Annotated in this window: 14 protein-coding genes and 3 rRNA genes; 15 read left to right on the top strand and 2 right to left on the bottom strand. The window is 70.1% G+C overall.

Features of this window, described 5'->3' with window-relative positions; all coding sequences use genetic code 11:
• Positions 1 to 152: 152 nt before the first annotated feature.
• Both ACP7TJ_RS12655 and ACP7TJ_RS12650 read left to right on the top strand, forming a co-directional pair.
• The gene (locus ACP7TJ_RS12655) at positions 153 to 3875 is read left to right on the top strand and encodes a glycosyltransferase (protein ID WP_427763195.1); all 3723 of its coding nucleotides are present in this window, start codon (positions 153 to 155) and stop codon (positions 3873 to 3875) included.
• Positions 3872 to 5449: a DUF5719 family protein gene (locus tag ACP7TJ_RS12650; RefSeq protein ID WP_266546593.1), complete on the top strand. Its 1578-nt coding sequence runs from the start codon at positions 3872 to 3874 to the stop codon at positions 5447 to 5449. The genes ACP7TJ_RS12655 and ACP7TJ_RS12650 overlap by 4 nt, the downstream gene beginning before the upstream one ends.
• 29 nt (positions 5450 to 5478) lie before the next feature.
• Here the strand turns inward: ACP7TJ_RS12650 and ACP7TJ_RS12645 are convergent, their stop codons facing one another.
• Complete coding sequence (locus ACP7TJ_RS12645) at positions 5479 to 5859, bottom strand: metallopeptidase family protein (RefSeq protein WP_093763885.1); 381 nt, start codon at positions 5857 to 5859, stop codon at positions 5479 to 5481.
• 353 nt (positions 5860 to 6212) lie between these two features.
• On the opposite strand from ACP7TJ_RS12645, the gene ACP7TJ_RS12640 reads away from it, so the two are divergent.
• From ACP7TJ_RS12640 to ACP7TJ_RS12600, 9 genes are all read left to right on the top strand, one after another.
• Entirely contained in the window at positions 6213 to 6635 is a 423-nt protein-coding gene (locus tag ACP7TJ_RS12640; RefSeq protein ID WP_006134663.1) for a DUF3499 domain-containing protein, read from the top strand.
• A gap of 129 nt (positions 6636 to 6764) precedes the next feature.
• Positions 6765 to 8381: an L-lactate permease gene (locus ACP7TJ_RS12635; RefSeq protein ID WP_370163694.1), complete on the top strand. Its 1617-nt coding sequence runs from the start codon at positions 6765 to 6767 to the stop codon at positions 8379 to 8381.
• Between the two features lie 72 nt (positions 8382 to 8453).
• Positions 8454 to 9818, top strand: coding sequence for a phosphomannomutase/phosphoglucomutase (locus ACP7TJ_RS12630; protein ID WP_093763883.1), 1365 nt, complete (start codon positions 8454 to 8456; stop codon positions 9816 to 9818).
• 115 nt (positions 9819 to 9933) lie between these two features.
• On the top strand, positions 9934 to 10104 hold the full coding sequence (locus ACP7TJ_RS12625; protein ID WP_189911949.1) for a Trm112 family protein: 171 nt from the start codon (positions 9934 to 9936) through the stop codon (positions 10102 to 10104).
• Between the two features lie 64 nt (positions 10105 to 10168).
• Positions 10169 to 11299 (top strand): SIS domain-containing protein, encoded by a 1131-nt coding sequence (locus tag ACP7TJ_RS12620; RefSeq protein ID WP_093763882.1) that lies wholly within the window; start codon positions 10169 to 10171, stop codon positions 11297 to 11299.
• 81 nt (positions 11300 to 11380) lie between these two features.
• Entirely contained in the window at positions 11381 to 12532 is a 1152-nt protein-coding gene (gene manA, locus ACP7TJ_RS12615) for a mannose-6-phosphate isomerase, class I (RefSeq protein ID WP_427763190.1), read from the top strand.
• 141 nt (positions 12533 to 12673) lie between these two features.
• The gene (locus ACP7TJ_RS12610) at positions 12674 to 13654 is read left to right on the top strand and encodes a cation diffusion facilitator family transporter (RefSeq protein ID WP_189911946.1); all 981 of its coding nucleotides are present in this window, start codon (positions 12674 to 12676) and stop codon (positions 13652 to 13654) included.
• A 300-nt stretch (positions 13655 to 13954) separates the two neighbouring features.
• Positions 13955 to 15412: an adenosylhomocysteinase gene (gene ahcY, locus ACP7TJ_RS12605; protein ID WP_266397733.1), complete on the top strand. Its 1458-nt coding sequence runs from the start codon at positions 13955 to 13957 to the stop codon at positions 15410 to 15412.
• 115 nt (positions 15413 to 15527) lie between these two features.
• Positions 15528 to 16142, top strand: coding sequence for a hypothetical protein (locus ACP7TJ_RS12600; protein ID WP_376725557.1), 615 nt, complete (start codon positions 15528 to 15530; stop codon positions 16140 to 16142).
• A gap of 19 nt (positions 16143 to 16161) precedes the next feature.
• Here ACP7TJ_RS12600 and ACP7TJ_RS12595 read toward each other — a convergent pair whose 3' ends face one another.
• Complete coding sequence (locus ACP7TJ_RS12595; RefSeq protein ID WP_427763187.1) at positions 16162 to 17127, bottom strand: RDD family protein; 966 nt, start codon at positions 17125 to 17127, stop codon at positions 16162 to 16164.
• 126 nt (positions 17128 to 17253) lie between these two features.
• Between ACP7TJ_RS12595 and ACP7TJ_RS12590 the strand changes: the two genes are divergently transcribed.
• From ACP7TJ_RS12590 to rrf, 4 genes are all read left to right on the top strand, one after another.
• The gene (locus ACP7TJ_RS12590; RefSeq protein ID WP_093764862.1) at positions 17254 to 18261 is read left to right on the top strand and encodes a stage II sporulation protein M; all 1008 of its coding nucleotides are present in this window, start codon (positions 17254 to 17256) and stop codon (positions 18259 to 18261) included.
• A gap of 556 nt (positions 18262 to 18817) precedes the next feature.
• Positions 18818 to 20344: ribosomal RNA gene (locus ACP7TJ_RS12585) — 16S ribosomal RNA — on the top strand.
• Positions 20345 to 20653: 309 nt separating this feature from the next.
• Positions 20654 to 23777: ribosomal RNA gene (locus ACP7TJ_RS12580) — 23S ribosomal RNA — on the top strand.
• A 90-nt stretch (positions 23778 to 23867) separates the two neighbouring features.
• A 5S ribosomal RNA gene (gene rrf, locus ACP7TJ_RS12575) occupies positions 23868 to 23984 on the top strand.
• The 16S, 23S and 5S rRNA genes sit together here, the layout of an rRNA operon.
• The last annotated feature ends 58 nt before the right edge of the window (positions 23985 to 24042 follow it).

Raw genomic sequence — 24042 nt, 5'->3', positions numbered from 1 at the left:
ACGTCACTTAAGGCCCGTCGCCGGTGGGTTGTCCACAGGCGGCGGGCCCCCTTGTTGTGCAGCCGATAGTGTGGTCGCTCGTCCGAGACGCCTCGCCGCCCCCATCGGGCACGGGCGTCCCCACAGTCCACCGAACCGGGGCCCGTACCTCGATGTCCGTGCACAGCCACACGGCAGCCCGTCAGGATTCCGCTGCCGCACCTGAGTTCCCGCGTCACGTGGTGACCGCGGTCCTCGTCTCCCACGACGGCGCCCGCTGGCTGCCGGACGCGCTGGCCGGCCTGCTCGGCCAGGAGCGCCCCGTCCAGTTCGCGATGGCCGCCGACACCGGCAGCGGCGACGACTCCGCCCGGCTGGTCACCGAGGCCCTCGGCGACGACCGCGTCCTGCACCTCGCCCGGCGCACCGGCTTCGGCCAGGCCGTCGAGGAGTGCCACCGCGGCGCCCCGCGCCTCACCCCCGACGACCTGCCGTACCTGAAGCGGCCGAGCGGCTGGGACCCGGTCACCCGCAGCTGGCGCGACGACGCCTACGACCTGCCCGAACTGCCCTACGGCGAACCGGTCGAGTGGCTGTGGCTGCTGCACGACGACTGCGCGCCCGAGCCCGACGCGCTGGCCGAGCTGCTGCGCGTCGTGGAGAACGAGTACGAGCTCGGCCGCGAGGACGTCGCCGTCGTCGGCCCCAAGCTCCGCGGCTGGTACGACCGCAGACAGCTCCTCGAGGTCGGCGTCTCCATCGCCAACTCCGGCCGCCGCTGGACCGGCCTGGACCGCCGCGAGCAGGACCAGGGCCAGCACGACCACGTACGGCCCGTGCTGAGCGTGTCCACCGCGGGCATGCTCGTCCGCCGCGACCTCTTCGAGCAGCTCGGCGGGTTCGACCGGCACTTGCCCCTGATGCGCGACGACGTCGACCTGTGCTGGCGGTTCAACGCCGCCGGGTACCGGGTCCTCGTCGCGCCCGAAGCGGTCGTCCGGCACGCCGAGGCGGCCTCCCGCGAGCGCCGCACCGTCGACTGCGTGGGCCGCACCGCCGCATCCCCGCACAAGGTGGACAAGGCCGGCGCCGTCCACACCCTCCTCGTCAACACCCGCACCGCCGCCCTGCCCTGGGTGCTGCTCCGGGTCGTCCTGGGCACGCTGCTGCGCACCCTCGCCTACCTGGTCGGCAAGGTCCCCGGCCAGGCCGTCGACGAGATCCGCGGCCTCATGGGCGTTCTGCTGCGCCCCGAGCGCATCCTCGCCGGACGCCGCGACCGCGGCAGCCCCCAGGTCGACAAGGGCGAGCTGCGCCCGCTGTTCCCGCCGCCCGGCGCGACCGTCCGCGTCACCGTGGAGCAGGTCGCGGGCAACCTCGTCGGCCGCTCCGACCCCGAGGCCGTCTCCGGCGCCGGACGGCACGGCAGCGCGATCGAGTCCGGACCCGGCGGCGACGACGCCGACTTCCTCGAGATCGAGCAGTTCGCCCGGCTCAAGCGCATCGCCCGCCGCCCGGGACCGGTCCTCTTCCTGACGCTGCTGCTGGTCTCGCTGGTGGCGTGCCGTCAGCTCCTCGGCGGCGGCGCGCTGGCCGGCGGCGCCCTGCTGCCCGCGCCCGCCGCCGCGGGCGACCTGTGGGCCCGTTACACCGACGCCTGGCACGCGGTCGGCGCGGGCGGCACCGGCACCGCACCGCCCTACCTGGCGGTCGTCGCGGCGCTGGCGACCCTGCTGCTCGGCTCCACCGGCCTCGCCGTCACCGTGATGCTGGTCTGCTCGGTGCCGCTGGCCGGCGTCACCGCGTACTTCGCGTCCCGCCCGCTGGTCGAGTCCCGCCTGCTGCGCGCGTGGGCGGCCGTCGCCTACGCCTTCCTGCCCGCCGCGACCGGCGCCCTGGCCTCCGGACACATCGGCACGGCGGTGCTCGCCGTGCTGCTGCCCCTCCTCGCCCGCGCCGGCATCGCCGCGAGCGGCCTCACCGCACCGGACGGCCGCGGCAGCTGGCGCGCCACCTGGGCGTACGCGCTGCTGCTCACCCTCACCACGGCCTTCACCCCGATCGTGTGGCCGATGGCGCTGGTCCTCGGCCTCGGCGTGCTGGCCGTGCGCAGGGCCGACCTGAAGACCTACGGCCCGCGCTTCCTGGCCCAGTTCGGCAGCCCCCTGCTGGTGCTCGCCCCGTGGTCGCTGTCCCTGCTGCCGTTCGGCTTCTTCCAGGAGGCCGGACTGCCGTACGGGCCGTCGGCCGCGTCCGCGCTCGACCTGCTCGGCGCGAGCCCCGGCGGGCCCGGCACGAGCGGCGGGCTGCTGCTGATCGGCCTGGTCCTCGCCGCGCTGGCCGCCCTGCTGCGTGCCGAGCGCCGCACGGCGATCCTCACGGCGTGGACGGCCGCCCTGGTGGGCCTCGTCTTCGCGGCCCTGTCCAACGGCTCCGCCTGGGCGGGCCCCGCCACCCTCGTCTACGGCATCGCCCTGCTGGCCGCCGGCACGCTCGGCGCCGACGGCGCCCGCGCGCGCGTCGCCGAGCAGAGCTTCGGCTGGCGCCAGCCGGTCGCCGCGCTGATCGCCCTGGCCTGCGCCGTCGGCCCGCTGGTGCTCGCCGTCGGCTGGATGGTCCGTGGCGCCGACGGTCCTGTCGAGCGGCGCGACCCGGTGCAGGTGCCGGCGTTCGTCGCCGAGGAGAGCGCCACCCGCGACCAGGCCCGCACCCTGGTCCTCGACACCGACTCCGCCGACCGCGTCGACTACGTCCTGGTGCGCGGCTCCGGAGCCCGCATGGGCGACGCGGAGATCGCCGCCCAGGACGGCGAGAACGAACTGCTCGACAAGGTCGTCGCCAACCTCGTCGCCGGCTCCGGCGCCGACCAGGCCGACCAGCTCGGCGGCTTCGCCGTCCGCTACGTCCTGGTGCACCAGGGCGCCCCGCGCGAGGTCACCCGGGTGCTGGACGCCACGCCCGGCCTGAGCCGGCTCAGCCAGCAGGCGGGCGGAGCGCTGTGGCGGGTGGACCGGCAGGTCGCCCGCGCGGCCGTCGTGCCCGCCGAGGGCGGGGGCGACCCGGAGCCCGTGGCCGCGGGACCGGTCGAGATCCACACCGAGATCGAGGACGGCGCGGAGGGCCGCGTCCTGCGCCTGGCCGACTCCGCCGCGGAGGGCTGGACCGCCACCCTCGACGGCAAGCCGCTCACCCCCACCACGGTCGACGGCTGGGCCCAGGGCTTCGAACTGCCCGCCTCCGGCGGCGCCCTGGACGTCACCTACGACGAGCCGCTCACCCACACCCTGTGGATGTGGACGCAGGGCCTGCTCGCCGTCGTCCTCCTCGTCATGGCGCTGCCCGGCCGCCGCCGTGACGTCGACGACGACCTGCCCGAGGAGGAGCCCGTCCCGGCCGAGGCCATGGCCGGTGAGGGCCGCCGCGCCCGCCGGCTGCGCGCCCAGGCCGAGGCGGAGGCCGCCGCCGCGTCGCCTGCCGACGGGGCGGAGGGCGACGCGGACGACACGGACGCGGGCGGCCCGGACCCGTACGGCACGGACGCCGAAGCCGGCACGCCCGCCCCGCCGGAGCACCACCCGGCACCGGTCCCGCACCAGGCCGGCTACGGCGACTGGGACCAGGGCCAGTACCAGAACGCGGGCTACGACGAGAACGCCTACGCGGCCGCCCCGTACCAGCAGTACCCGGACGGCGCCTACGGCGGACAGCAGTACCCGGCGGAGGGCTACCCGCAGCAGGACGGCGCGTACGACCCGTACGGCTACGGCGCCCCGCAGCAGGGCTACGACCAGACGTACCCGCAGGGCTACGACGGGACGACGTACCCGCCGGGCTACGACACCCCGTACGACCCCCACGGCACGGGCAACGAGCGTCCTGACGGGAGCCAGCAGTGAACCGCACCACCCTGTCCCTGATCGCGGGCGCCACCGCGCTCGCCGCCGTCACCGGCTTCGCCGCAGTCTCGGCCCCGGACCCCGGGTCCGCCGAGCAGCGGACCGGAGCGGCGGCCACCCTGCCCGTGGAGCGCACCGGCCTGCTGTGCCCTCGGCCCAGCACCTCCGACCTGGCCGAGACGACGTACACCTCGTTCGCCCCGGTCACGGAGGGCGCGGACGACAAGGGCACGGCCGTGCTCCGGGCGGCCGCGCAGCAGTCGGCCCCGGACGACGACGGCACGAGCGAGGACGGGAAGGACGGCGAGAACGGCGCCGCCGACGAGAAGGACGAGGGGGACGAGAAGGGCGAGAAGGACGCCGCGAAGGACGACACGGCCGGCAAGCCCGTCCTCCAGCTCCAGGAGCCCGGCAAGCCGGTGACCGCCGAGGCCGACGGCGCCGACGCCCCGGCCCTCGTCGGCACCGCCGACGGCCGCTTCGCGTCCGGCTGGACCGCGCAGCAGACCACCGAGGTCGCCGCGGGCACCGGCCGCGGGCTCCAGGGCGTCGCCTGCTCCGCCGCCGACACGCAGTTCTGGTTCCCCGGCGCCAGCACCGACGACAGCCGCACCGACTACATCCACCTGACCAACCCGGACGACTCCGCGGCCGTGGTCGACATCGAGCTCTACGGCAAGGACGGGGAGCTCGAGACGACGGTGGGTGAGGGCATCACGGTCAAGCCCCGCTCCGCCGAGCCGGTGCTGCTGTCCACGCTCACCGCCGAGAAGCAGACCGACGTCACCGTGCACGTGGTGGTGCGCAGCGGCCGGGTCGGCGCCGCCGTGCAGGCCCTGGACGACGAGACGGGCGGCGACTGGCTGCCCGCGTCGGCCGACCCGTCGGGCCGCCTGGTCCTGCCCGGCATCCCGAAGGACGCCACGGCCGTGCGCCTGGTCGCGTTCACGCCCGGGGACGCCGACGTCGACCTCAAGGTGCGGCTGGCCTCCCCGTCCGGCCTGATCACCCCGGCAGGCAACGAGACGCTGCACGTCAAGGGCGGTATGACCGCGGCCTTCGACCTGGGCGACCTCACCCGCGGCGAGGCGGGCTCCCTGGTGCTGACGGCGCCGGACGGCTCCGTGCCGGTGGTGGCGGCGGTGCGGGTGCTGCGCGGCGAGGGGGGCAAGCAGGAGTCGGCGTTCATCCCGGCGGCCCGCCCGGTCGAGACGCGGGCGACGGCGCTGGACAACACCGCCGAGGGCACCACCCTCTCGGTCACCGCGCCCGAGGGCGACGCCGAGATCAAGGTGACGGCCTCCGCGGGCACCAAGGGCGGCACGCCGCAGACGAAGACGTACAGCATCAAGTCCGGCACGACGCAGGACATCGAGGCGCCCGTGCCCGCGGGGCTGAAGGGCAGCTACGCGCTGACGGTGGAGACGCGGGCCGGCGGCCCCGTCTACGCCTCGCGCACCCTGGCCTCGACGGAGGGCGGCGTCCCGTTCTTCACGGTGCAGCCCCTCCCGGACGACCGGGGCATGGTGGCGGTGCCGGACGCGTCCGAGAACCTGTCCGTGCTCCAGCGGTAGTCGCGGAAGCCCAGCGCGCCCCCGGTACCTCAGTCCTCCCCGTACCGGGGGTCGACCGTCTCGGGGGTGAGTCCCAGCAGGTCGGCGACCTGTTCGACCACGATCTCGTGGACCAGCGCCGCCCGCTCGTCGCGCCCCTTGGAGCGGATCTCGACCGGCCGCCGGTAGATCACCACGCGCGCGGGGCGGCCGTCGCGCGCCGTCACCGTCCCGCCCAGCGGGACCGTCTCGTCCCAGCCGGGTCCGGCCGCGCCGTCCAGCCGGGGGACGTCCAGCACCAGGAAATCGATGTCGGCGAGCTGCGGCCAGCGCCGCTCCAGCCGCTCCACCGAGTCCTGCACCAGGTCCGCGAACGTCTCCGCACGGCTGGCGGCCAGCGGCACCTGGGGTGGTGCGATCGGGCCGCGCATGCCCCGGCCGTGGCGGTCACGGCGTCGGGGCCCGGGGCCTGCGGAGCGAGGAGTCACGGGGCTGTCCATCACTGCGAAGGGTAGTCGTCGTGCCGCCGTGCCGCCCCCACGCCCACGCGCGTTCCGGCCGACCCGCGCGCCATGTCACAACCTGACCATTCCAGCCAAGCTTGGGCTCGATTCCGTATCTCTCCTGGACCGATCGCCTCAAGGCATTTGACGGTGTTTATGCCGACTGGTGACCGAAATCAGAACCGGCCGAAAGCCGCCGTTCCGGCGTACCGCCTGGTCACAGAGGTGTGCTTCCTGGGGTATGTGGGGCGTTTCACACTTCGACACGGGGGAGTGACCTGGTGGAGAGTCGTCGCGGCCCGCTCAAGAGTGCGGTACCGTCCAACGTCGTGAGCCCTGTACGTCGCTGTTCGCGCACCGCCTGCGGCCGTCCCGCCGTCGCGACGCTGACGTACGTCTACGCCGACTCGACCGCGGTCCTCGGCCCGCTCGCCACCTACGCCGAACCCCACTGTTACGACCTGTGCGCCGAGCACTCCGAGCGCCTCACCGCGCCGCGTGGCTGGGAGGTCGTCCGCCTGCTCGACGGGTCCGCCCCGGCGCAGCCCAGCGGGGACGACCTGGAAGCGCTCGCCAATGCCGTGCGCGAGGCGGCCCGCCCCCAGGAGCGGGCGGCCGGAGCCGGCGGCGGGGCGCGCGGTGCCGACCCGATGGAGGTCGCCCGTCGCGGCCACCTGCGGGTTCTGCGCTCCCCGGACAACTGAGGCCGCGCGCCCGGTCGCCTCGTCGCATCCCTTCACCGCACCTCCATTGACGCCCGCTTGGCGCGGACACGACCATTCCGGTGACCCAGCGAGAAATCGCTTTCGCATGGCGGAATCCGGGAGGCGCTCGTGTACATCCAGGAACTGGAACCCGTCGCCGGATCGCTCGGCCTCTCCGCCCTCGTGGCGGCCCTGCCGCTGCTGATCGTGCTGGTGCTGCTCGGCGGCGTCCGGATGAAGGCGCACCTCGCGGGCCTGATCGGCCTGGCGGCGTCCGTCGCGGTGGCCTGGCTGGCGTACGGGATGCCCCTGGACCAGACGCTCTCCAGCGGCGCCCAGGGCGCCGTCTTCGGACTCTTCCCCATCATGTGGATCGTCGTCAACGCCTTGTGGATCTACCGGATGACGGTCCGCACCCGCCACTTCGACATCCTGCGCCGCTCCTTCGGCCGGCTCTCCGACGACCCCCGCATCCAGGCGCTCGTCGTCGCGTTCTGCTTCGGCGCCCTGCTGGAGGCCCTGGCCGGGTTCGGCGCCCCCGTCGCGATCTCCGCCGTGATGCTGGTCGCCCTCGGCTTCGACCCCGTACGCGCCGCCGTGGTCGCGCTGGTCGCCAACACCGCGCCGGTGGCGTTCGGCGCGATGGGCACGCCCGTCGTCACGCTCGCCCAGGTCACCGGGCTGCCGCTGGACTCCGTGGCGTCCGTCGTCGGCCGCCAGACCCCGCTGCTGGCCCTCGTGGTGCCGCTCGTGCTGGTGTGGCTGGTCGACGGCCGGCGCGGACTGCGCGAGACCTGGGTCCCGGCCCTGGTGTGCGGTGTCGCCTTCGCCGTGGCGCAGTTCGCCGCCTCCAACTACGTCTCCGCCCAGCTCGCCGACATCGGCGCCGCGCTCGCCGGAGCGGGCGCCCTGATGGCCGTGCCGCACGCGCGCGTGCCCGCCGCCGAGTCCGTACGGTCCTCCGTCCTCACCGGCACCCGCAGCGAGGAACTGGACGCCGAGGACCCGCGCGGCGAGGTCGTGCGGGCGTACGCCCCCTACGCGCTGATCGTCGCGATCTTCGCCGTCGCGCAGATCCCGGCCGTCAAGGACCGGCTCGCCGGGGCCACGCAGACCTGGAACTGGCCGCTGCTGGACGTCGCGGGCCCCGACGGGGAGCCCGTCGGCGGCAACATGTTCAGCCTGCCGCTCGTCTCCACCGGCGGGACGCTCGTGCTGTTCGCCGGGATCGCCACCGCGGCGGTCCTCGGCGTCCACGCGCGGGTGGCGGTCAAGGAGTGGCTGGAGACCGTGCGCGAACTGCGGTTCGCCCTGCTCACCGTGGTCAGCGTGCTCGCTCTCGCCTACGTCATGAACCTCTCCGGACAGGCCGCCACCATCGGTCACTTCGTGGCGGCCGCCGGGGCGGGCCTCGCCTTCCTGTCCCCGGTGCTCGGCTGGTTCGGCGTCGCCGTGTCCGGCTCCGACACCTCCGCCAACGCCCTCTTCGGCGCGCTCCAGGTCACCGCCGCCCAGCAGTCCGGCCTCTCGCCCGAACTGCTCGCCGCCGCCAACAGCTCCGGCGGCGTCCTCGGCAAGATGATCTCGCCGCAGAACCTCACCATCGCCTGCGCGGCCGTAGGACTCGCCGGCCGCGAGGGCGACCTGCTGCGCAAGGTGCTGCCCTGGAGCCTCGGCCTGCTGCTCGTGATGTGCCTGATCGTGGTGGGCCAGAGCACGGCGGTGCTCGGCTGGATGCTGCCGTGAACCTCCGCGACGGTCATGCCGGACGCTACGGGTAGTTTGTGGTGACCGACAGGACTTCCGGAAGGGCTGGCCGTGGCTGCTGATCTCTCGCAGATCGTGAAGGCGTACGACGTGCGCGGGGTCGTCCCCGACCAGTGGGACGAGGCGCTCGCCGAGCTCTTCGGGGCCGCTTTCGTCCGGGTGACCGCCGCGACCGCCGTCGTCACCGGCCACGACATGCGCCCCTCGTCGCCGGGCCTGTCCGCCGCCTTCGCCCGTGGCGCGGCCGGCCAAGGTGCCGACGTCACCGAGATCGGCCTGTGCTCCACCGACCAGCTCTACTACGCCTCGGGCGCGCTGGATCTGCCGGGCGCGATGTTCACCGCCTCGCACAACCCGGCGCGGTACAACGGCATCAAGCTGTGCCGCGCCGGCGCCGCCCCGGTCGGCCAGGACACCGGGCTCGCCGACATCCGCGCCCTCGTCGAGAAGTGGAGCGACACGGGCGCGCCGGAACCGGCCGCCACCACCGGGACGGTCACCCGCCGCGACACCCTCGAGGACTACGCGGCCCACCTGCGCTCGCTCGTCGACCTAACCGGCATCCGCCCGCTGAAGGCCGTCGTCGACGCGGGCAACGGCATGGGCGGCCACACCGTCCCGACCGTCCTCGCCGGACTGCCGCTCACGCTCGTCCCGATGTACTTCGAGCTCGACGGCACCTTCCCCAACCACGAGGCCAACCCGCTCGACCCGGCCAACCTCGTCGACCTGCGCAAGCGGGTCCGCGAGGAGGGCGCCGACCTCGGTCTCGCCTTCGACGGCGACGCCGACCGCTGCTTCGTCGTCGACGAGCGCGGCGAACCGGTCTCCCCCTCCGCCATCACCGCCCTGGTCGCCTCCCGCGAACTCGCGCGCAACGGCGGCAAGGGCACCGTCATCCACAACCTGATCACCTCCCGGTCCGTGGCCGAGGTCGTCCGGGAGAACGGCGGCACCCCCGAACGCACCCGCGTGGGCCACTCCTTCATCAAGGCGGAGATGGCCAGGACCGGCGCGATCTTCGGCGGCGAGCACTCCGCCCACTACTACTTCCGCGACTTCTGGAACGCCGACACCGGCATGCTGGCCGCCCTGCACGTCCTCGCCGCGCTCGGCGAGCAGCAGGGCACCCTGTCCGCGCTCGTCGACCAGTACGACCGCTACGCCGGCTCCGGCGAGATCAACTCCACCGTCGACGACCAGGCCGCCCGCCTCGCCGCGATCCGCGCCGCCTACGAGGGCCGCGAGGGCGTCACCCTCGACGACCTCGACGGCCTCACCGTCTCCGCCGCCGACTGGTGGTTCAACGTCCGCCCCAGCAACACCGAACCGCTGCTGCGGCTGAACGCCGAGGCCCGGGACGAGGCCACCATGATCCGGATCCGCGACGAGGCCCTCGCCCTGATCAGGCAGTAGTCGCCGAGCCCCCGGCGACCGGGGCGGCGGGCCCCCGCGCGGACCGCCCCGGACCCGCCGCACGGCCCCCACCGGCGGTACCCTGACCAGCACATCCACCAGCGAAGGGACCCTCATGCCTCTCGAAGCCGGCCTCCTGGAGATCCTGGCCTGCCCGGCCTGCCACTCCCCCCTCGAGGAGCGGGACACCGAGCTGGTCTGCACCGGCCAGGACTGCGGACTCGCCTACCCGGTCCGCGACGGCATCCCCGTCCTCCTCGTCGACGAGGCCCGCCGCCCCAAGTAGCCGCAGCCGCGCGCCAGGAGCCCCCGCGTACCGCCGACGCCCCGCCGATCGGAGCCAGTCGCCCATGCTCGACGAATCGCTGCTCGACTCACCGGAGGGCCTCGCCGAGGCCGACCACCGCGCCCTGCTCCGCGGCGCCGCCGAGGCCGGCGCCCGCGTCCGCACCGCGGCACGGCACGCCGCCGAGGCGGGGGTGGGCGACCTGAAGCCCGACGGCCGTCCTCGCGCCGTGCTCATCGCAGGGCCCGGCGCCGCCGCCACCCAGACCGCCGACCTGCTCGGCACCCTGGCCGGCGCCGGCAGCCCCGTCACCCGCCTCGCCCCCACCGGCGTCGCGCCCGCCGCGGGCGCCCTGCGCTGGGAACTGCCGGGCTGGGCCGGGTCCGTGGACCTGCTGCTGATCGCCACCCCGGACGGCACCGAACCGGGCCTGTCCCTGCTCTCCGAGCAGGCCTACCGCCGCGGCCTCACCGTCGCCGCCGTCGCCCCCGCCGGCACCCCGCTCGCCGAGGCCGTCTCCGGCAGCCGCGGCCTGTTCGTCCCCGTGGCCACCGCGCCCTACGACCACGACGAACCCCTCGCCGCCTCCGCGCCCGGCGTGCTGTGGGCGCTGCTCACCCCGCTGCTCGCCCTGCTGGACCGCACCGGCCTGCTCACCGCCCCGCCGGACGCCCTGCAGAAGGTCGCCGACCGCCTCGACGCCGTCGCCGAACGCTGCGGGCCCGCCGTCGCCACGTACAGCAACGGGGCCAAGACCCTCGCCGCCGAACTCGCCGACGCGCTGCCCATCGTCTGGACGGAGGGAGTCTCGGCCGGACCGGCGGGCCGGCGCTTCGCCGCCGCGCTCGCCGAACTGTCCGGCACCCCCGCCGTCGTCGCCGAACTGCCCGAGGCCCTCGCCGCGCACAGCGCCCTGCTCGCAGGACCGCTCGCCGCCAGCGCCGACCCGGACGACTTCTTCCGCGACCGCGTGGAGGAGGCGCCCGCCCTGCACGCGCGCGTGGTGCTGCTCCGCGACCGGCCCCTCGGCGGCCTCACCGCCGCCCCCGCCGCCCGCGAGCTGGCCCTCACCCACGACACGCCGATCAGCGAGCTGGAACCCGAGGAGGGCGGCGAACTGGAGACCCTCGCGGAACTGATCGCCGTCACCGATTTCGCCGCCGTTTACCTGGCGCTCGCCTCGGCACCCCGATGATGCTCCATCCCCCCTGACCTGCGCGGGGCGCCCGGCCCGGCGCGCAGGCACGAGAACGGCAGAAGGAACGCGAAGAGCCTCATGGACCGCCTCGACAACACCGTCCGCCCCTACGCCTGGGGCTCCACCACCGCCATCCCGCGGCTGCTCGGCGCCGAACCGACCGGCGAACCGCAGGCGGAGATGTGGATGGGCGCCCACCCCGGCGCGCCCTCGCGCACCGGCCGGGGCACACTCGCCGAGGTCATCGACGCCGACCCGGAGCGCGAACTCGGCGCCGCCGCGGTCGCCAAGTTCGGGCCCCGCCTGCCGTTCCTGCTCAAGCTTCTCGCCGCCGGCTCCCCGCTGTCCCTCCAGGTCCATCCCGACCGGGCCCAGGCGCAGGCGGGCTACGAGGACGAGGAGCGCCGCGGCGTCCCCGTCACCGCCCCGCACCGCACCTACAAGGACGCCAACCACAAGCCCGAACTGATCTGCGCCCTCACCGAGTTCGACGGCCTGTGCGGCTTCCGCGACCCGCTGCGCGCCGCCGAACTCCTCGACGGCCTCGGCGTGGACTCCCTCAAGCCGTACGTCGACCTGCTGCACGCCCACCCCGAGGAGGCGGCGCTGCGCGAGGTGCTCACCGCCGTGCTCACCGCCGACCCAGACGAGACGGCCCACACCGTCACGGAGACGGCCGCCGCCTGCGACCGCCTCGGCGGCGACTACGCCCCCTACGCCGGCATCGCCCACCACTACCCGGGCGACCCCGGCGTCATCGCCGCGATGCTCCTCAACCACGTCCGGCTTCAGCCCGGCGAGGCCCTCTACCTCGGCGCCGGCGTCCCGCACGCCTACCTCGACGGCCTCGGCGTCGAGATCATGGCCAACTCCGACAACGTCCTGCGCTGCGGCCTCACCCCCAAGCACGTCGACGTCCCCGAACTGCTGCGCATCGTCCGCTTCGAGGCCGCCGACCCCGCCGTGCTCCGCCCGGAGGCCGGCTCGGACGACGAGGAGGTCTACGAGACCCCCACCGACGAGTTCCGGCTCTCCCGCTACGTCCTCCCCGAAAGCGCCCCCGCCCACGACCTCACCCTGGACGCCCCGCAGATCCTGCTGTGCACCGCGGGCGCCGTCCGCGCGGGCGAGCACGACCTGACGCCCGGACAGTCCGTGTTCGTCCCCGCGGGTGAGAAGGCCGAGGTCTCGGGTACCGGAACGGTCTTCCGGGCCACCGTCGTCCTCTGAGCGGGCCATGACGAGGACCTGACGCGCCGTCGCCGGGCGGGGCTGCAACAATGGCCCACCGTCACAGCACGGGCAACGGCCCGGCGGCAGGCGCACACGCCTGCCCGGACCCCACGGCGTACGAAAGGACAACGCGAACACATGAGCGCGTCAGGCGGCACCAAGGCGATCGTGGCGGCACTCGCCGCCAACCTCGCGATCGCGGTAGCGAAGTTCGTGGCGTTCCTCTTCAGCGGGTCCTCGTCGATGCTCGCCGAGTCCGTGCACTCGGTCGCCGACTCCGGCAACCAGGCGCTGCTGCTCGTCGGCGGCAAGAAGGCCCAGCGCAAGGCCACCCCGGAGCACCCCTTCGGCTACGGCCGCGAGCGCTACATCTACGCCTTCCTCGTCTCCATCGTGCTCTTCTCGGTCGGCGGCATGTTCGCCCTCTACGAGGGCTACGAGAAGATCAAGCACCCGCACGAGCTGGAGCACTGGTACTGGCCGGTCGGCGTCCTGGTCTTCGCGATCATCGCCGAGAGCTTCTCCTTCCGTACCGCCATCAAGGAGTCCAACACCCTGCGCGGGCACCGCTCCTGGAAGGAGTTCGTCCGTCACGCCAAGGCGCCCGAGCTGCCTGTCGTCCTGCTTGAGGACCTCGGCGCGCTCGTCGGCCTGATCCTCGCCCTCGGCGGTGTCGGCATGGCCCTGGCCACCGGCGACAGCGTCTGGGACGGCATCGGCACCCTCTGCATCGGCATCCTGCTCATCCTGATCGCCCTGGTGCTCGCCGCCGAGACCAAGTCGTTGCTGCTGGGCGAGGCCGCGGGCGTCGAGGAGACCCGCAAGATCGAGGCCGCCGTCGTCGACGGCGACACCGTCACCCGCATCATCCACATGCGCACCCTCCACCTCGGCCCGGAGGAGCTGCTGGTCGCCGCCAAGATCGCCGTCCGGCACGACGAGACCGCCGCGGAGATCGCCGCCGCCATCGACGCCGCCGAGGCCCGCATCCGCGACGCCGTGCCGATCGCCCGGGTGATCTACCTCGAGCCCGACATCTACAGCGAGGCCGAGGCCGCCAAGGGCCCCGACCCCGAGGCCGCGCCCGGCGGCCCCACCCAGCCGGACGCAGGGCACTGACCCTCCCCGAGCGACGCCGTCAGGCCGTTCCGGGACCGCACCGCGGCCCCAGAACGGCCTGATGTGTTCGCGGCCGGACTGGGGACCGCCGGGCGGGTCGGTGTAGCTTGGGACGGAGCCAGACGTCGCTGCTGATGGCGGTCGGGCGGTCCCACCGGGGGCCGGCCGAGGGAGAGAGGGCCTCCGACGGACTGCGCTGCGCGTACGCGGGCATGCCTGTGTCCTCCTCGGGCACCCCTGTGTCCGCCGCCGCGCAGACCAGCCGTACCCACCTCGACCCAACCCGAGGAGCAGCCCGTAATGACGACTGTCGACAACCGACAGGACTTCAAGGTCGCCGATCTCTCCCTGGCCGAGTTCGGCCGCAAGGAGATCACCCTCGCCGAGCACGAGATGCCCGGCCTGATGGCGATCCGCAAGGAGTACGCCGACGCCCAGCCGCTGGCCGGCGCCCGGATCACCGGCTCCCTGCACATGACCGTGCAGACCGCCGTCCTCATCGAGACCCTGGTCGCGCTCGGCGCGCGGGTCCGCTGGGCGTCCTGCAACATCTTCTCCACCCAGGACCACGCCGCGGCCGCCATCGCCGTCGGTCCGAACGGCACGCCCGACAACCCGCAGGGCGTCCCCGTCTTCGCCTGGAAGGGCGAGACGCTCGACGAGTACTGGTGGTGCACCGAGCAGGCGCTGACCTGGCCGGACAGCCCCACCGGCGGCCCCAACATGATCCTCGACGACGGCGGCGACGCCACGCTCCTGGTCCACAAGGGCGTGGAGTACGAGAAGGACGGCAAGGCGCCCTCCCCGGACACCGCCGAGTCCGACGAGCACCGGGTCATCCTGGAGCTCCTCAACCGCACCCTCGCCGAGAACCCGCAGAAGTGGACCCAGCTGTCCTCCGAGATCCGCGGGGTGACGGAGGAGACCACGACGGGTGTGCACCGTCTGTACGAGATGCAGCGTGAGGGCACGCTGCTGTTCCCGGCGATCAACGTGAACGACGCCGTGACGAAGTCGAAGTTCGACAACAAGTACGGCTGCCGGCACTCCCTGGTCGACGGCATCAACCGCGCCACGGACACGCTGATCGGCGGCAAGACCGCCGTGGTCTGCGGGTACGGGGATGTGGGCAAGGGCTGTGCGGAGTCGCTGCGCGGCCAGGGCGCCCGGGTGATCGTCACGGAGATCGACCCGATCTGCGCGCTGCAGGCCGCGATGGACGGCTACCAGGTCACCACGCTCGACGAGGTCGTCGAGACGGCCGACATCTTCATCACCACGACCGGCAACAAGGACATCATCATGGCCGGCGACATGGCCAGGATGAAGCACCAGGCGATCGTCGGGAACATCGGCCACTTCGACAACGAGATCGACATGGCCGGCCTCGCGAAGGTCCCGGGCATCGTCAAGGACGAGATCAAGCCGCAGGTCCACACCTGGACCTTCCCCGACGGCAAGAAGATCATCGTCCTGTCCGAGGGCCGCCTGCTGAACCTGGGCAACGCCACCGGCCACCCGTCGTTCGTGATGTCCAACTCCTTCGCGGACCAGACCCTGGCCCAGATCGAGCTGTTCACCAAGCCCGACGAGTACCCCACCGGCGTCTACGTGCTGCCCAAGCACCTCGACGAGAAGGTCGCCCGCCTCCACCTGGACGCACTCGGCGTCAAGCTCACCACCCTGCGCCCGGACCAGGCCGAGTACATCGGCGTGAAGGTCGAAGGCCCGTACAAGTCCGACCACTACCGCTACTGAGCCGGCCGCTCCTCACCGAGCCCGAGCCCCGAGGCAGGCCCCCGCACCCCCGTGCCGGGGGCCTGCCCCGTTGTCGGACCGGCGACCGGCCCAGCCCTCACGACCCAGGACCCCCATGCCCCGCGGCCGCTATGCGCTCCACGATCCGCACGATCACACCCCCCTCGCGGACGAACACTTCCAGTGCGCCCCCGGCCCCTCCGGCTGGCGCTACGTCTCCCAGCTCACCGCCCCCGACGGCGATCACCTGGGCTCGGTCGATCTCACCCTTGACGCCCTCGGCCGCCCCCTCCGCCTTGAATTGCACGCCGCGAGCTGGCAGGTCCGCGGCGCCGCCCTCGACGGCGTCACCTGGGTCCGCACCGACCCCACCGGGACCCACGCCACCGAAGGCAATGTGCGCGCCCACGCCTTCACCGGCTCGTCCCCGGCCTTCCTCGTCGCCACCGCCCGTCTCCTGCGCCTCACCCCCTCCGCCGCGGCCACCCGCGTACGCCTCGTCGCCTTTACCGACCCGGTCCTCGCCCCCCGCACCGTGGACCAGTCCTGGGCGCTGGTCGACAGAGAAACACACACCACTGACAACGGGCCCCTGATCGTGGACGCGTACCAGGTCACGGCCCTGGACACGGGCGAACAGCACACCGTGCACCTGGCCGGCGACGTCGTCCTGTCCGCGCCCGGCGTCGAGCTGGAGGACCTGGACTCGCCGCCGTCCGACCTCGGCTGAGGCAGCGCCGCTCCGGCGGTCACGCGGGCGGGACGAAGCCCGTCGCGGGCCGCTCGGCGGACGCGCCACCGCTCGGTCCCGCGTTCCCGGCGGCCTCGCTGCCCGCGGGCGGCACGAGCGGCGCGACCGGGGGAACCACCGGCGGTGCCGCCGGAGGCACGGCGGCGGGACCGGCGGGCGGCGCAAGCACCGGACCACCCGCACCGCTGGGAGCGGGAGCAGCCGGGGCGCCTCCACCGCCGAACGTCCGCTGCGCCTCCCGCGCCTGCCGTTCCTGCAGCACCGCCGCCAGATACATCGCGGGCGGCACCCCCGGAGGCACCGGCGCCCCGGTGCGCCCGGCCACGTCCGACGCCAGCCGCTCCGCCATCGACCAGCCGACCTGCGGATCGAGCTGCCGCATCCGCGTCAGGTACTGACGGACGGCGAGCCACAGACCGTCGGGCACCGCCGACAGATCGAGCCCGGAGAAACGTCCCGCCAGCCACGGCGGAGGCGGCGGCACGAAACCGCCCTGCCCGCCGGCCGGCACCCGCTCCCGCACGACCAGCGTCCCCGCGAACACGTCCCCCAGCCGCCGGCCGCGCGCCGACACAAGGGAGGCGACGCAGGCCACGACGCCGAACGTCATCAGGATCTCGATCACCCCGAGCAGCCCCCGGACCAGCGCGTGCCGGAACCGGATCGGTCCGCCGTCGTCCCGTACCACCCGCAGCCCGCACGCCAGCTTCCCGAGCGACCGCCCGTGGGTCAGCGTCTCCACCAGGATCGGCCCGCCCACCAGCACCAGGACGAACGTCGCGATGGACACCGCCGTCCGCGCCGCCTCGTCCAGCGAGGCGGTCGCCGCCACCAGACCGAGGGTCACCAGGATGTAGACGGTCACGGCCGCCGCCAGGTCAAGCAGCACGGCCAGCCCCCTGCTGGGCAGCTTCGCGGGGCGCAGTTCCAACGCCACCGCCTCGCCCGTCACCAGCTCACTCACGCCCGCCGCCCTTCCCTGGGTCTGCCCCGAACACCGCCAGTCTGCCAAGCTGAGGGCACATCGCACCGCAGTACGAGCAGCCGGACAGCGCACCCGCCGACGAACAGCCGAGGAGCAGGCACACCGATGGACCTCGACGTCTTCGTCTCCGCCCATCGTGCGGAGTGGGACCGCCTCGACGCCCTGCTCGGGAGACGCCGCCGGCTCACCGGCGCGGAGGCCGACGAACTCGTCACCCTCTACCAGCGCGCCGCGACCCACCTCTCACTGATCCAGTCGGCCGCCCCCGACCCCCAGCTCACCGGCCGGCTCACCCAGCTGGTCGCCCGCGCGCGGAGCGCGGTGACGGGCACCCGCCGGGCGTCCTGGCGCGACGTCACGCGGTTTCTGGCCCACGGCTTCCCCGCGGCCGTCTACCGCGCGCGTCACTGGTGGGTGCCGACGGCGCTGATCTCCACGGCCGTGGCCGCGCTGCTCGGCTGGTGGATAGGCACCCACCCCGAGGTCCAGGCCTCCATAGCGGCGCCCGCGGAGCTGCGCGAGATGACCCGTCCTGGCGGCCAGTACGAGACGTACTACTCGAGCAACCCGGCGACCTCGTTCGCCGCCCAGGTGTGGACGAACAACGCGTGGGCCGCCGCCCTGTGCCTCATCCTCGGGGTCTTCCTCGGCCTGCCGGTCCTGTGGATCCTCTTCCAGAACATGCTCAACCTGGGCGTCGGCTTCGGTCTGATGTCGTCCGCCGGACGCCTGGACACCTTCCTCGGGCTGGTCCTCCCGCACGGCCTGCTGGAGCTCACCGCGGTCTTCGTCGCCGCCGGCACGGGACTGCGACTCGGCTGGACCGTCATCGACCCGGGGCCACGCACCCGCCGCACCGCACTCGCCGAGGAGGGCCGGGCCGCCCTCGCCATGGCGATCGGTCTCGCCCTCGTCCTGTTCGTCTCCGGCGCCATCGAAGGCTTCGTCACCCCGTCGGGCCTGCCCACCTGGGCCCGGATCACTATCGGCGTCGTCGCGGAGCTGGCCTTCCTGGCGTACGTCTACGTCCTGGGCGGACGCGCCGCCCGGGCCGGCGCCACCGGGGATCTGGAGGCGTCCGAGCGAAGCGCCGACGTGCCCACGGCCGCCTGATGTGCGACCGGCCCCGGTGAGCTGCTAGTCTCCTCTTCGCCCCACAGGAGCCGTTGACGCGGTGGCGGTGGGGAGGTAGATTAGAACAGTTGCCTGGAGATGGGGTCTGACCCTGAGGGCGACGGTGAACATCTACTGGCTTCCCGCCGGGACGCAGATCCCGCGGAAGCACCCCCGATAAATCGGAAATCAAGGCCGGTCAATCCGCCTCGAAACTTCTGATAAAGTCGGATCCGCCGGAAAGGAAAGCGCGAAAGCGTCGACCTGGAAAGCACCGAGGAAATCGGATCGGAAAGATCTGATAGAGTCGGAAACGCAAGACCGAAGGGAAGCGCCCGGAGGAAAGCCCGAGAGGGTGAGTACAAAGGAAGCGTCCGTTCCTTGAGAACTCAACAGCGTGCCAAAAGTCAACGCCAGATATGTTGATACCCCGTCCATCCGGTTTCGGATGGTCGAGGTTCCTTTGAAGAAAACACAGCGAGGACGCTGTGAACGTCGGGACTATTCCTCCCGATGTTCCGCTCTCGTGATGTGTGCACCCGATCACGGGTAAACATTCACGGAGAGTTTGATCCTGGCTCAGGACGAACGCTGGCGGCGTGCTTAACACATGCAAGTCGAACGATGAACCACTTCGGTGGGGATTAGTGGCGAACGGGTGAGTAACACGTGGGCAATCTGCCCTGCACTCTGGGACAAGCCCTGGAAACGGGGTCTAATACCGGATACTGACCCGCTTGGGCATCCAAGCGGTTCGAAAGCTCCAGCGGTGCAGGATGAGCCCGCGGCCTATCAGCTTGTTGGTGAGGTAATGGCTCACCAAGGCGACGACGGGTAGCCGGCCTGAGAGGGCGACCGGCCACACTGGGACTGAGACACGGCCCAGACTCCTACGGGAGGCAGCAGTGGGGAATATTGCACAATGGGCGAAAGCCTGATGCAGCGACGCCGCGTGAGGGATGACGGCCTTCGGGTTGTAAACCTCTTTCAGCAGGGAAGAAGCGAAAGTGACGGTACCTGCAGAAGAAGCGCCGGCTAACTACGTGCCAGCAGCCGCGGTAATACGTAGGGCGCGAGCGTTGTCCGGAATTATTGGGCGTAAAGAGCTCGTAGGCGGCTTGTCACGTCGGTTGTGAAAGCCCGGGGCTTAACCCCGGGTCTGCAGTCGATACGGGCAGGCTAGAGTTCGGTAGGGGAGATCGGAATTCCTGGTGTAGCGGTGAAATGCGCAGATATCAGGAGGAACACCGGTGGCGAAGGCGGATCTCTGGGCCGATACTGACGCTGAGGAGCGAAAGCGTGGGGAGCGAACAGGATTAGATACCCTGGTAGTCCACGCCGTAAACGGTGGGCACTAGGTGTGGGCGACATTCCACGTCGTCCGTGCCGCAGCTAACGCATTAAGTGCCCCGCCTGGGGAGTACGGCCGCAAGGCTAAAACTCAAAGGAATTGACGGGGGCCCGCACAAGCGGCGGAGCATGTGGCTTAATTCGACGCAACGCGAAGAACCTTACCAAGGCTTGACATACACCGGAAACGTCCAGAGATGGGCGCCCCCTTGTGGTCGGTGTACAGGTGGTGCATGGCTGTCGTCAGCTCGTGTCGTGAGATGTTGGGTTAAGTCCCGCAACGAGCGCAACCCTTGTCCCGTGTTGCCAGCAAGCCCTTCGGGGTGTTGGGGACTCACGGGAGACCGCCGGGGTCAACTCGGAGGAAGGTGGGGACGACGTCAAGTCATCATGCCCCTTATGTCTTGGGCTGCACACGTGCTACAATGGCCGGTACAATGAGCTGCGATACCGCGAGGTGGAGCGAATCTCAAAAAGCCGGTCTCAGTTCGGATTGGGGTCTGCAACTCGACCCCATGAAGTCGGAGTCGCTAGTAATCGCAGATCAGCATTGCTGCGGTGAATACGTTCCCGGGCCTTGTACACACCGCCCGTCACGTCACGAAAGTCGGTAACACCCGAAGCCGGTGGCCCAACCCCTTGTGGGAGGGAGCTGTCGAAGGTGGGACTGGCGATTGGGACGAAGTCGTAACAAGGTAGCCGTACCGGAAGGTGCGGCTGGATCACCTCCTTTCTAAGGAGCACTTCTTACCAACTTCGGTTGGTCAGAGGCCAGTACATCGGCGAACGTCTGATGCTGGTTGCTCATGGGTGGAACGTTGACTACTCGGCCAGGTTCTGGGCCGGAGGCTGCTAGTACTGCTCGCAAGAGCGTGGAACGCATGATCTCCGGACGGGAGTTGGCCGGGCACGCTGTTGGGTGTCTGAGGGTTCGGCCGCAAGGTCGCCTTCAGTGCCGGCCCCAGTGCACTCGAGCGTCATGTTCGGGGTGATGGGTGGTTGGTCGTTGTTTGAGAACTGCACAGTGGACGCGAGCATCTGTGGCCAAGTTTTTAAGGGCGCACGGTGGATGCCTTGGCACCAGGAACCGATGAAGGACGTGGGAGGCCACGATAGGCCCCGGGGAGTCGTCAACCAGGCTTTGATCCGGGGGTGTCCGAATGGGGAAACCCGGCAGTCGTCATGGGCTGTCACCCTTGCCTGAACACATAGGGCAAGTGGAGGGAACGCGGGGAAGTGAAACATCTCAGTACCCGCAGGAAGAGAAAACAACCGTGATTCCGGGAGTAGTGGCGAGCGAAACCGGATGAGGCCAAACCGTATGCGTGTGAGACCCGGCAGGGGTTGCGCATACGGGGTTGTGGGATCTCTCTTTCATGGTCTGCCGGCCATGAGACGAGTCAGAAACCGTTGATGTAGGCGAAGGACATGCGAAAGGTCCGGCGTAGAGGGTAAGACCCCCGTAGTCGAAACGTCAGCGGCTCGTTTGAGAGACACCCAAGTAGCACGGGGCCCGAGAAATCCCGTGTGAATCTGGCGGGACCACCCGCTAAGCCTAAATATTCCCTGGTGACCGATAGCGGATAGTACCGTGAGGGAATGGTGAAAAGTACCGCGGGAGCGGAGTGAAATAGTACCTGAAACCGTGTGCCTACAAGCCGTGGGAGCGTCGGAACAAGGCTTGCCTTGTTCTCGTGACTGCGTGCCTTTTGAAGAATGAGCCTGCGAGTTTGCGGTGTGTTGCGAGGTTAACCCGGGTGGGGAAGCCGTAGCGAAAGCGAGTCCGAACAGGGCGATTCAGTAGCATGCTCAAGACCCGAAGCGGAGTGATCTAGCCATGGGCAGGTTGAAGCGGAGGTAAGACTTCGTGGAGGACCGAACCCACCAGGGTTGAAAACCTGGGGGATGACCTGTGGTTAGGGGTGAAAGGCCAATCAAACTCCGTGATAGCTGGTTCTCCCCGAAATGCATTTAGGTGCAGCGTCGTGTGTTTCTTGCCGGAGGTAGAGCACTGGATAGGCGATGGGCCCTACCGGGTTACTGACCTTAGCCAAACTCCGAATGCCGGTAAGTGAGAGCGCGGCAGTGAGACTGTGGGGGATAAGCTCCATGGTCGAGAGGGAAACAGCCCAGAGCATCGACTAAGGCCCCTAAGCGTACGCTAAGTGGGAAAGGATGTGGAGTCGCACAGACAACCAGGAGGTTGGCTTAGAAGCAGCCACCCTTGAAAGAGTGCGTAATAGCTCACTGGTCTAGTGATTCCGCGCCGACAATGTAGCGGGGCTCAAGCGTACCGCCGAAGTCGTGTCATTGCAGCAGATAGCCCCAACGGGTGCTGTGATGGGTAGGGGAGCGTCGTCTGCCGGGTGAAGCAGCCGCGGAAGCGAGTTGTGGACGGTTGACGAGTGAGAATGCAGGCATGAGTAGCGATTCACACGTGAGAAACGTGTGCGCCGATTGACTAAGGGTTCCTGGGTCAAGCTGATCTGCCCAGGGTAAGTCGGGACCTAAGGCGAGGCCGACAGGCGTAGTCGATGGATAACCGGTTGATATTCCGGTACCCGCTGTGAAGCGTCAAACATCGAATCCAGTGATGCTAAGCCCGTGAAGCCGCCGGCTGAGTCTTCGGACGAGGTCGGAGTGGTGGAGCCGGTGACCCGAGCTGGTAGTAGGTGAGTGATGGGGTGACGCAGGAAGGTAGTCCATCCCGGGCGGTGGTTGTCCCGGGGTAAGGGTGTAGGACGTCAGGTAGGCAAATCCGCCTGGCACGTAGTCTGAGACCTGATGCCGAGCCGATTGTGGTGAAGTGGATGATCCTATGCTGTCGAGAAAAGCCTCTAGCGAGTTTCATGGCGGCCCGTACCCTAAACCGACTCAGGTGGTCAGGTAGAGAATACCGAGGCGTTCGGGTGAACTATGGTTAAGGAACTCGGCAAAATGCCCCCGTAACTTCGGGAGAAGGGGGGCCACATCCGGTGATGAGCTTTGCGCTCTGAGCTGGGGGTGGCCGCAGAGACCAGCGAGAAGCGACTGTTTACTAAAAACACAGGTCCGTGCGAAGCCGTAAGGCGATGTATACGGACTGACGCCTGCCCGGTGCTGGAACGTTAAGGGGACCGGTTAGCTTGGATTCGTCCAGGCGAAGCTGAGAACTTAAGCGCCAGTAAACGGCGGTGGTAACTATAACCATCCTAAGGTAGCGAAATTCCTTGTCGGGTAAGTTCCGACCTGCACGAATGGCGTAACGACTTCTCGACTGTCTCAACCATAGGCCCGGTGAAATTGCACTACGAGTAAAGATGCTCGTTTCGCGCAGCAGGACGGAAAGACCCCGGGACCTTTACTACAGTTTGATATTGGTGTTCGGTTCGGCTTGTGTAGGATAGCTGGGAGACTGTGAAGCTCGGACGCCAGTTCGGGTGGAGTCGTCGTTGAAATACCAGTCTGGTCGTGCTGGATGTCTAACCTGGGTCCGTGATCCGGATCAGGGACAGTGTCTGATGGGTAGTTTAACTGGGGCGGTTGCCTCCTAAAGGGTAACGGAGGCGCCCAAAGGTTCCCTCAGCCTGGTTGGCAATCAGGTGTTGAGTGTAAGTGCACAAGGGAGCTTGACTGTGAGACCGACGGGTCGAGCAGGGACGAAAGTCGGGACTAGTGATCCGGCGGTGGCTTGTGGAAGCGCCGTCGCTCAACGGATAAAAGGTACCCCGGGGATAACAGGCTGATCTTCCCCAAGAGTCCATATCGACGGGATGGTTTGGCACCTCGATGTCGGCTCGTCGCATCCTGGGGCTGGAGTCGGTCCCAAGGGTTGGGCTGTTCGCCCATTAAAGCGGTACGCGAGCTGGGTTTAGAACGTCGTGAGACAGTTCGGTCCCTATCCGCTGTGCGCGTAGGAGTCTTGAGAAGGGCTGTCCCTAGTACGAGAGGACCGGGACGGACGAACCTCTGGTGTGCCAGTTGTTCTGCCAAGGGCATGGCTGGTTGGCTACGTTCGGGAGGGATAACCGCTGAAAGCATCTAAGCGGGAAGCCTGCTTCGAGATGAGGACTCCCACCTCCTAGAGAGGGTAAGGCTCCCAGTAGACGACTGGGTTGATAGGCCGGATATGGAAGCACGGTAACGTGTGGAGTTGACCGGTACTAATAGGCCGAGGGCTTGTCCTCAGTTGCTCGCGTCCACTGTGTTGGTTCTGAAACCACGAACAACCCCATGCCATGGTCACGGCATGCCGGCGGTTGAGTGTTTCATAGTGTTTCGGTGGTCATAGCGTAGGGGAAACGCCCGGTTACATTCCGAACCCGGAAGCTAAGCCTTACAGCGCCGATGGTACTGCAGGGGGGACCCTGTGGGAGAGTAGGACGCCGCCGAACAATTCTTGAATAGGAAGCCCCCGTGCCATTCGGCACGGGGGCTTTCTGCGTTTCCGAA

Origin of the sequence: Streptomyces sp. DSM 41931, assembly GCF_050271085.1 — a bacterium.
In the GTDB taxonomy this organism is placed as follows: Bacteria; Actinomycetota; Actinomycetes; order Streptomycetales; family Streptomycetaceae; genus Streptomyces; species Streptomyces albogriseolus.
The sequence above is the reverse complement of the archived record's forward strand: the minus strand, read 5'-3'. Positions and strand labels throughout refer to the sequence as shown.

Coding starts and splice junctions, on each gene's coding strand:
- ACP7TJ_RS12655 (WP_427763195.1), top strand. CDS start 153: ATGTCCGTGCACAGCCACACGGCAGCCCGTCAGGATTCCGCTGCCGCA.
- ACP7TJ_RS12645 (WP_093763885.1), bottom strand. CDS start 5,859: ATGCGCGGCCCGATCGCACCACCCCAGGTGCCGCTGGCCGCCAGCCGT.
- ACP7TJ_RS12625 (WP_189911949.1), top strand. CDS start 9,934: ATGCCTCTCGAAGCCGGCCTCCTGGAGATCCTGGCCTGCCCGGCCTGC.
- ACP7TJ_RS12620 (WP_093763882.1), top strand. CDS start 10,169: ATGCTCGACGAATCGCTGCTCGACTCACCGGAGGGCCTCGCCGAGGCC.
- manA (WP_427763190.1), top strand. CDS start 11,381: ATGGACCGCCTCGACAACACCGTCCGCCCCTACGCCTGGGGCTCCACC.
- ACP7TJ_RS12610 (WP_189911946.1), top strand. CDS start 12,674: ATGAGCGCGTCAGGCGGCACCAAGGCGATCGTGGCGGCACTCGCCGCC.
- ahcY (WP_266397733.1), top strand. CDS start 13,955: ATGACGACTGTCGACAACCGACAGGACTTCAAGGTCGCCGATCTCTCC.
- ACP7TJ_RS12600 (WP_376725557.1), top strand. CDS start 15,528: ATGCCCCGCGGCCGCTATGCGCTCCACGATCCGCACGATCACACCCCC.
- ACP7TJ_RS12590 (WP_093764862.1), top strand. CDS start 17,254: ATGGACCTCGACGTCTTCGTCTCCGCCCATCGTGCGGAGTGGGACCGC.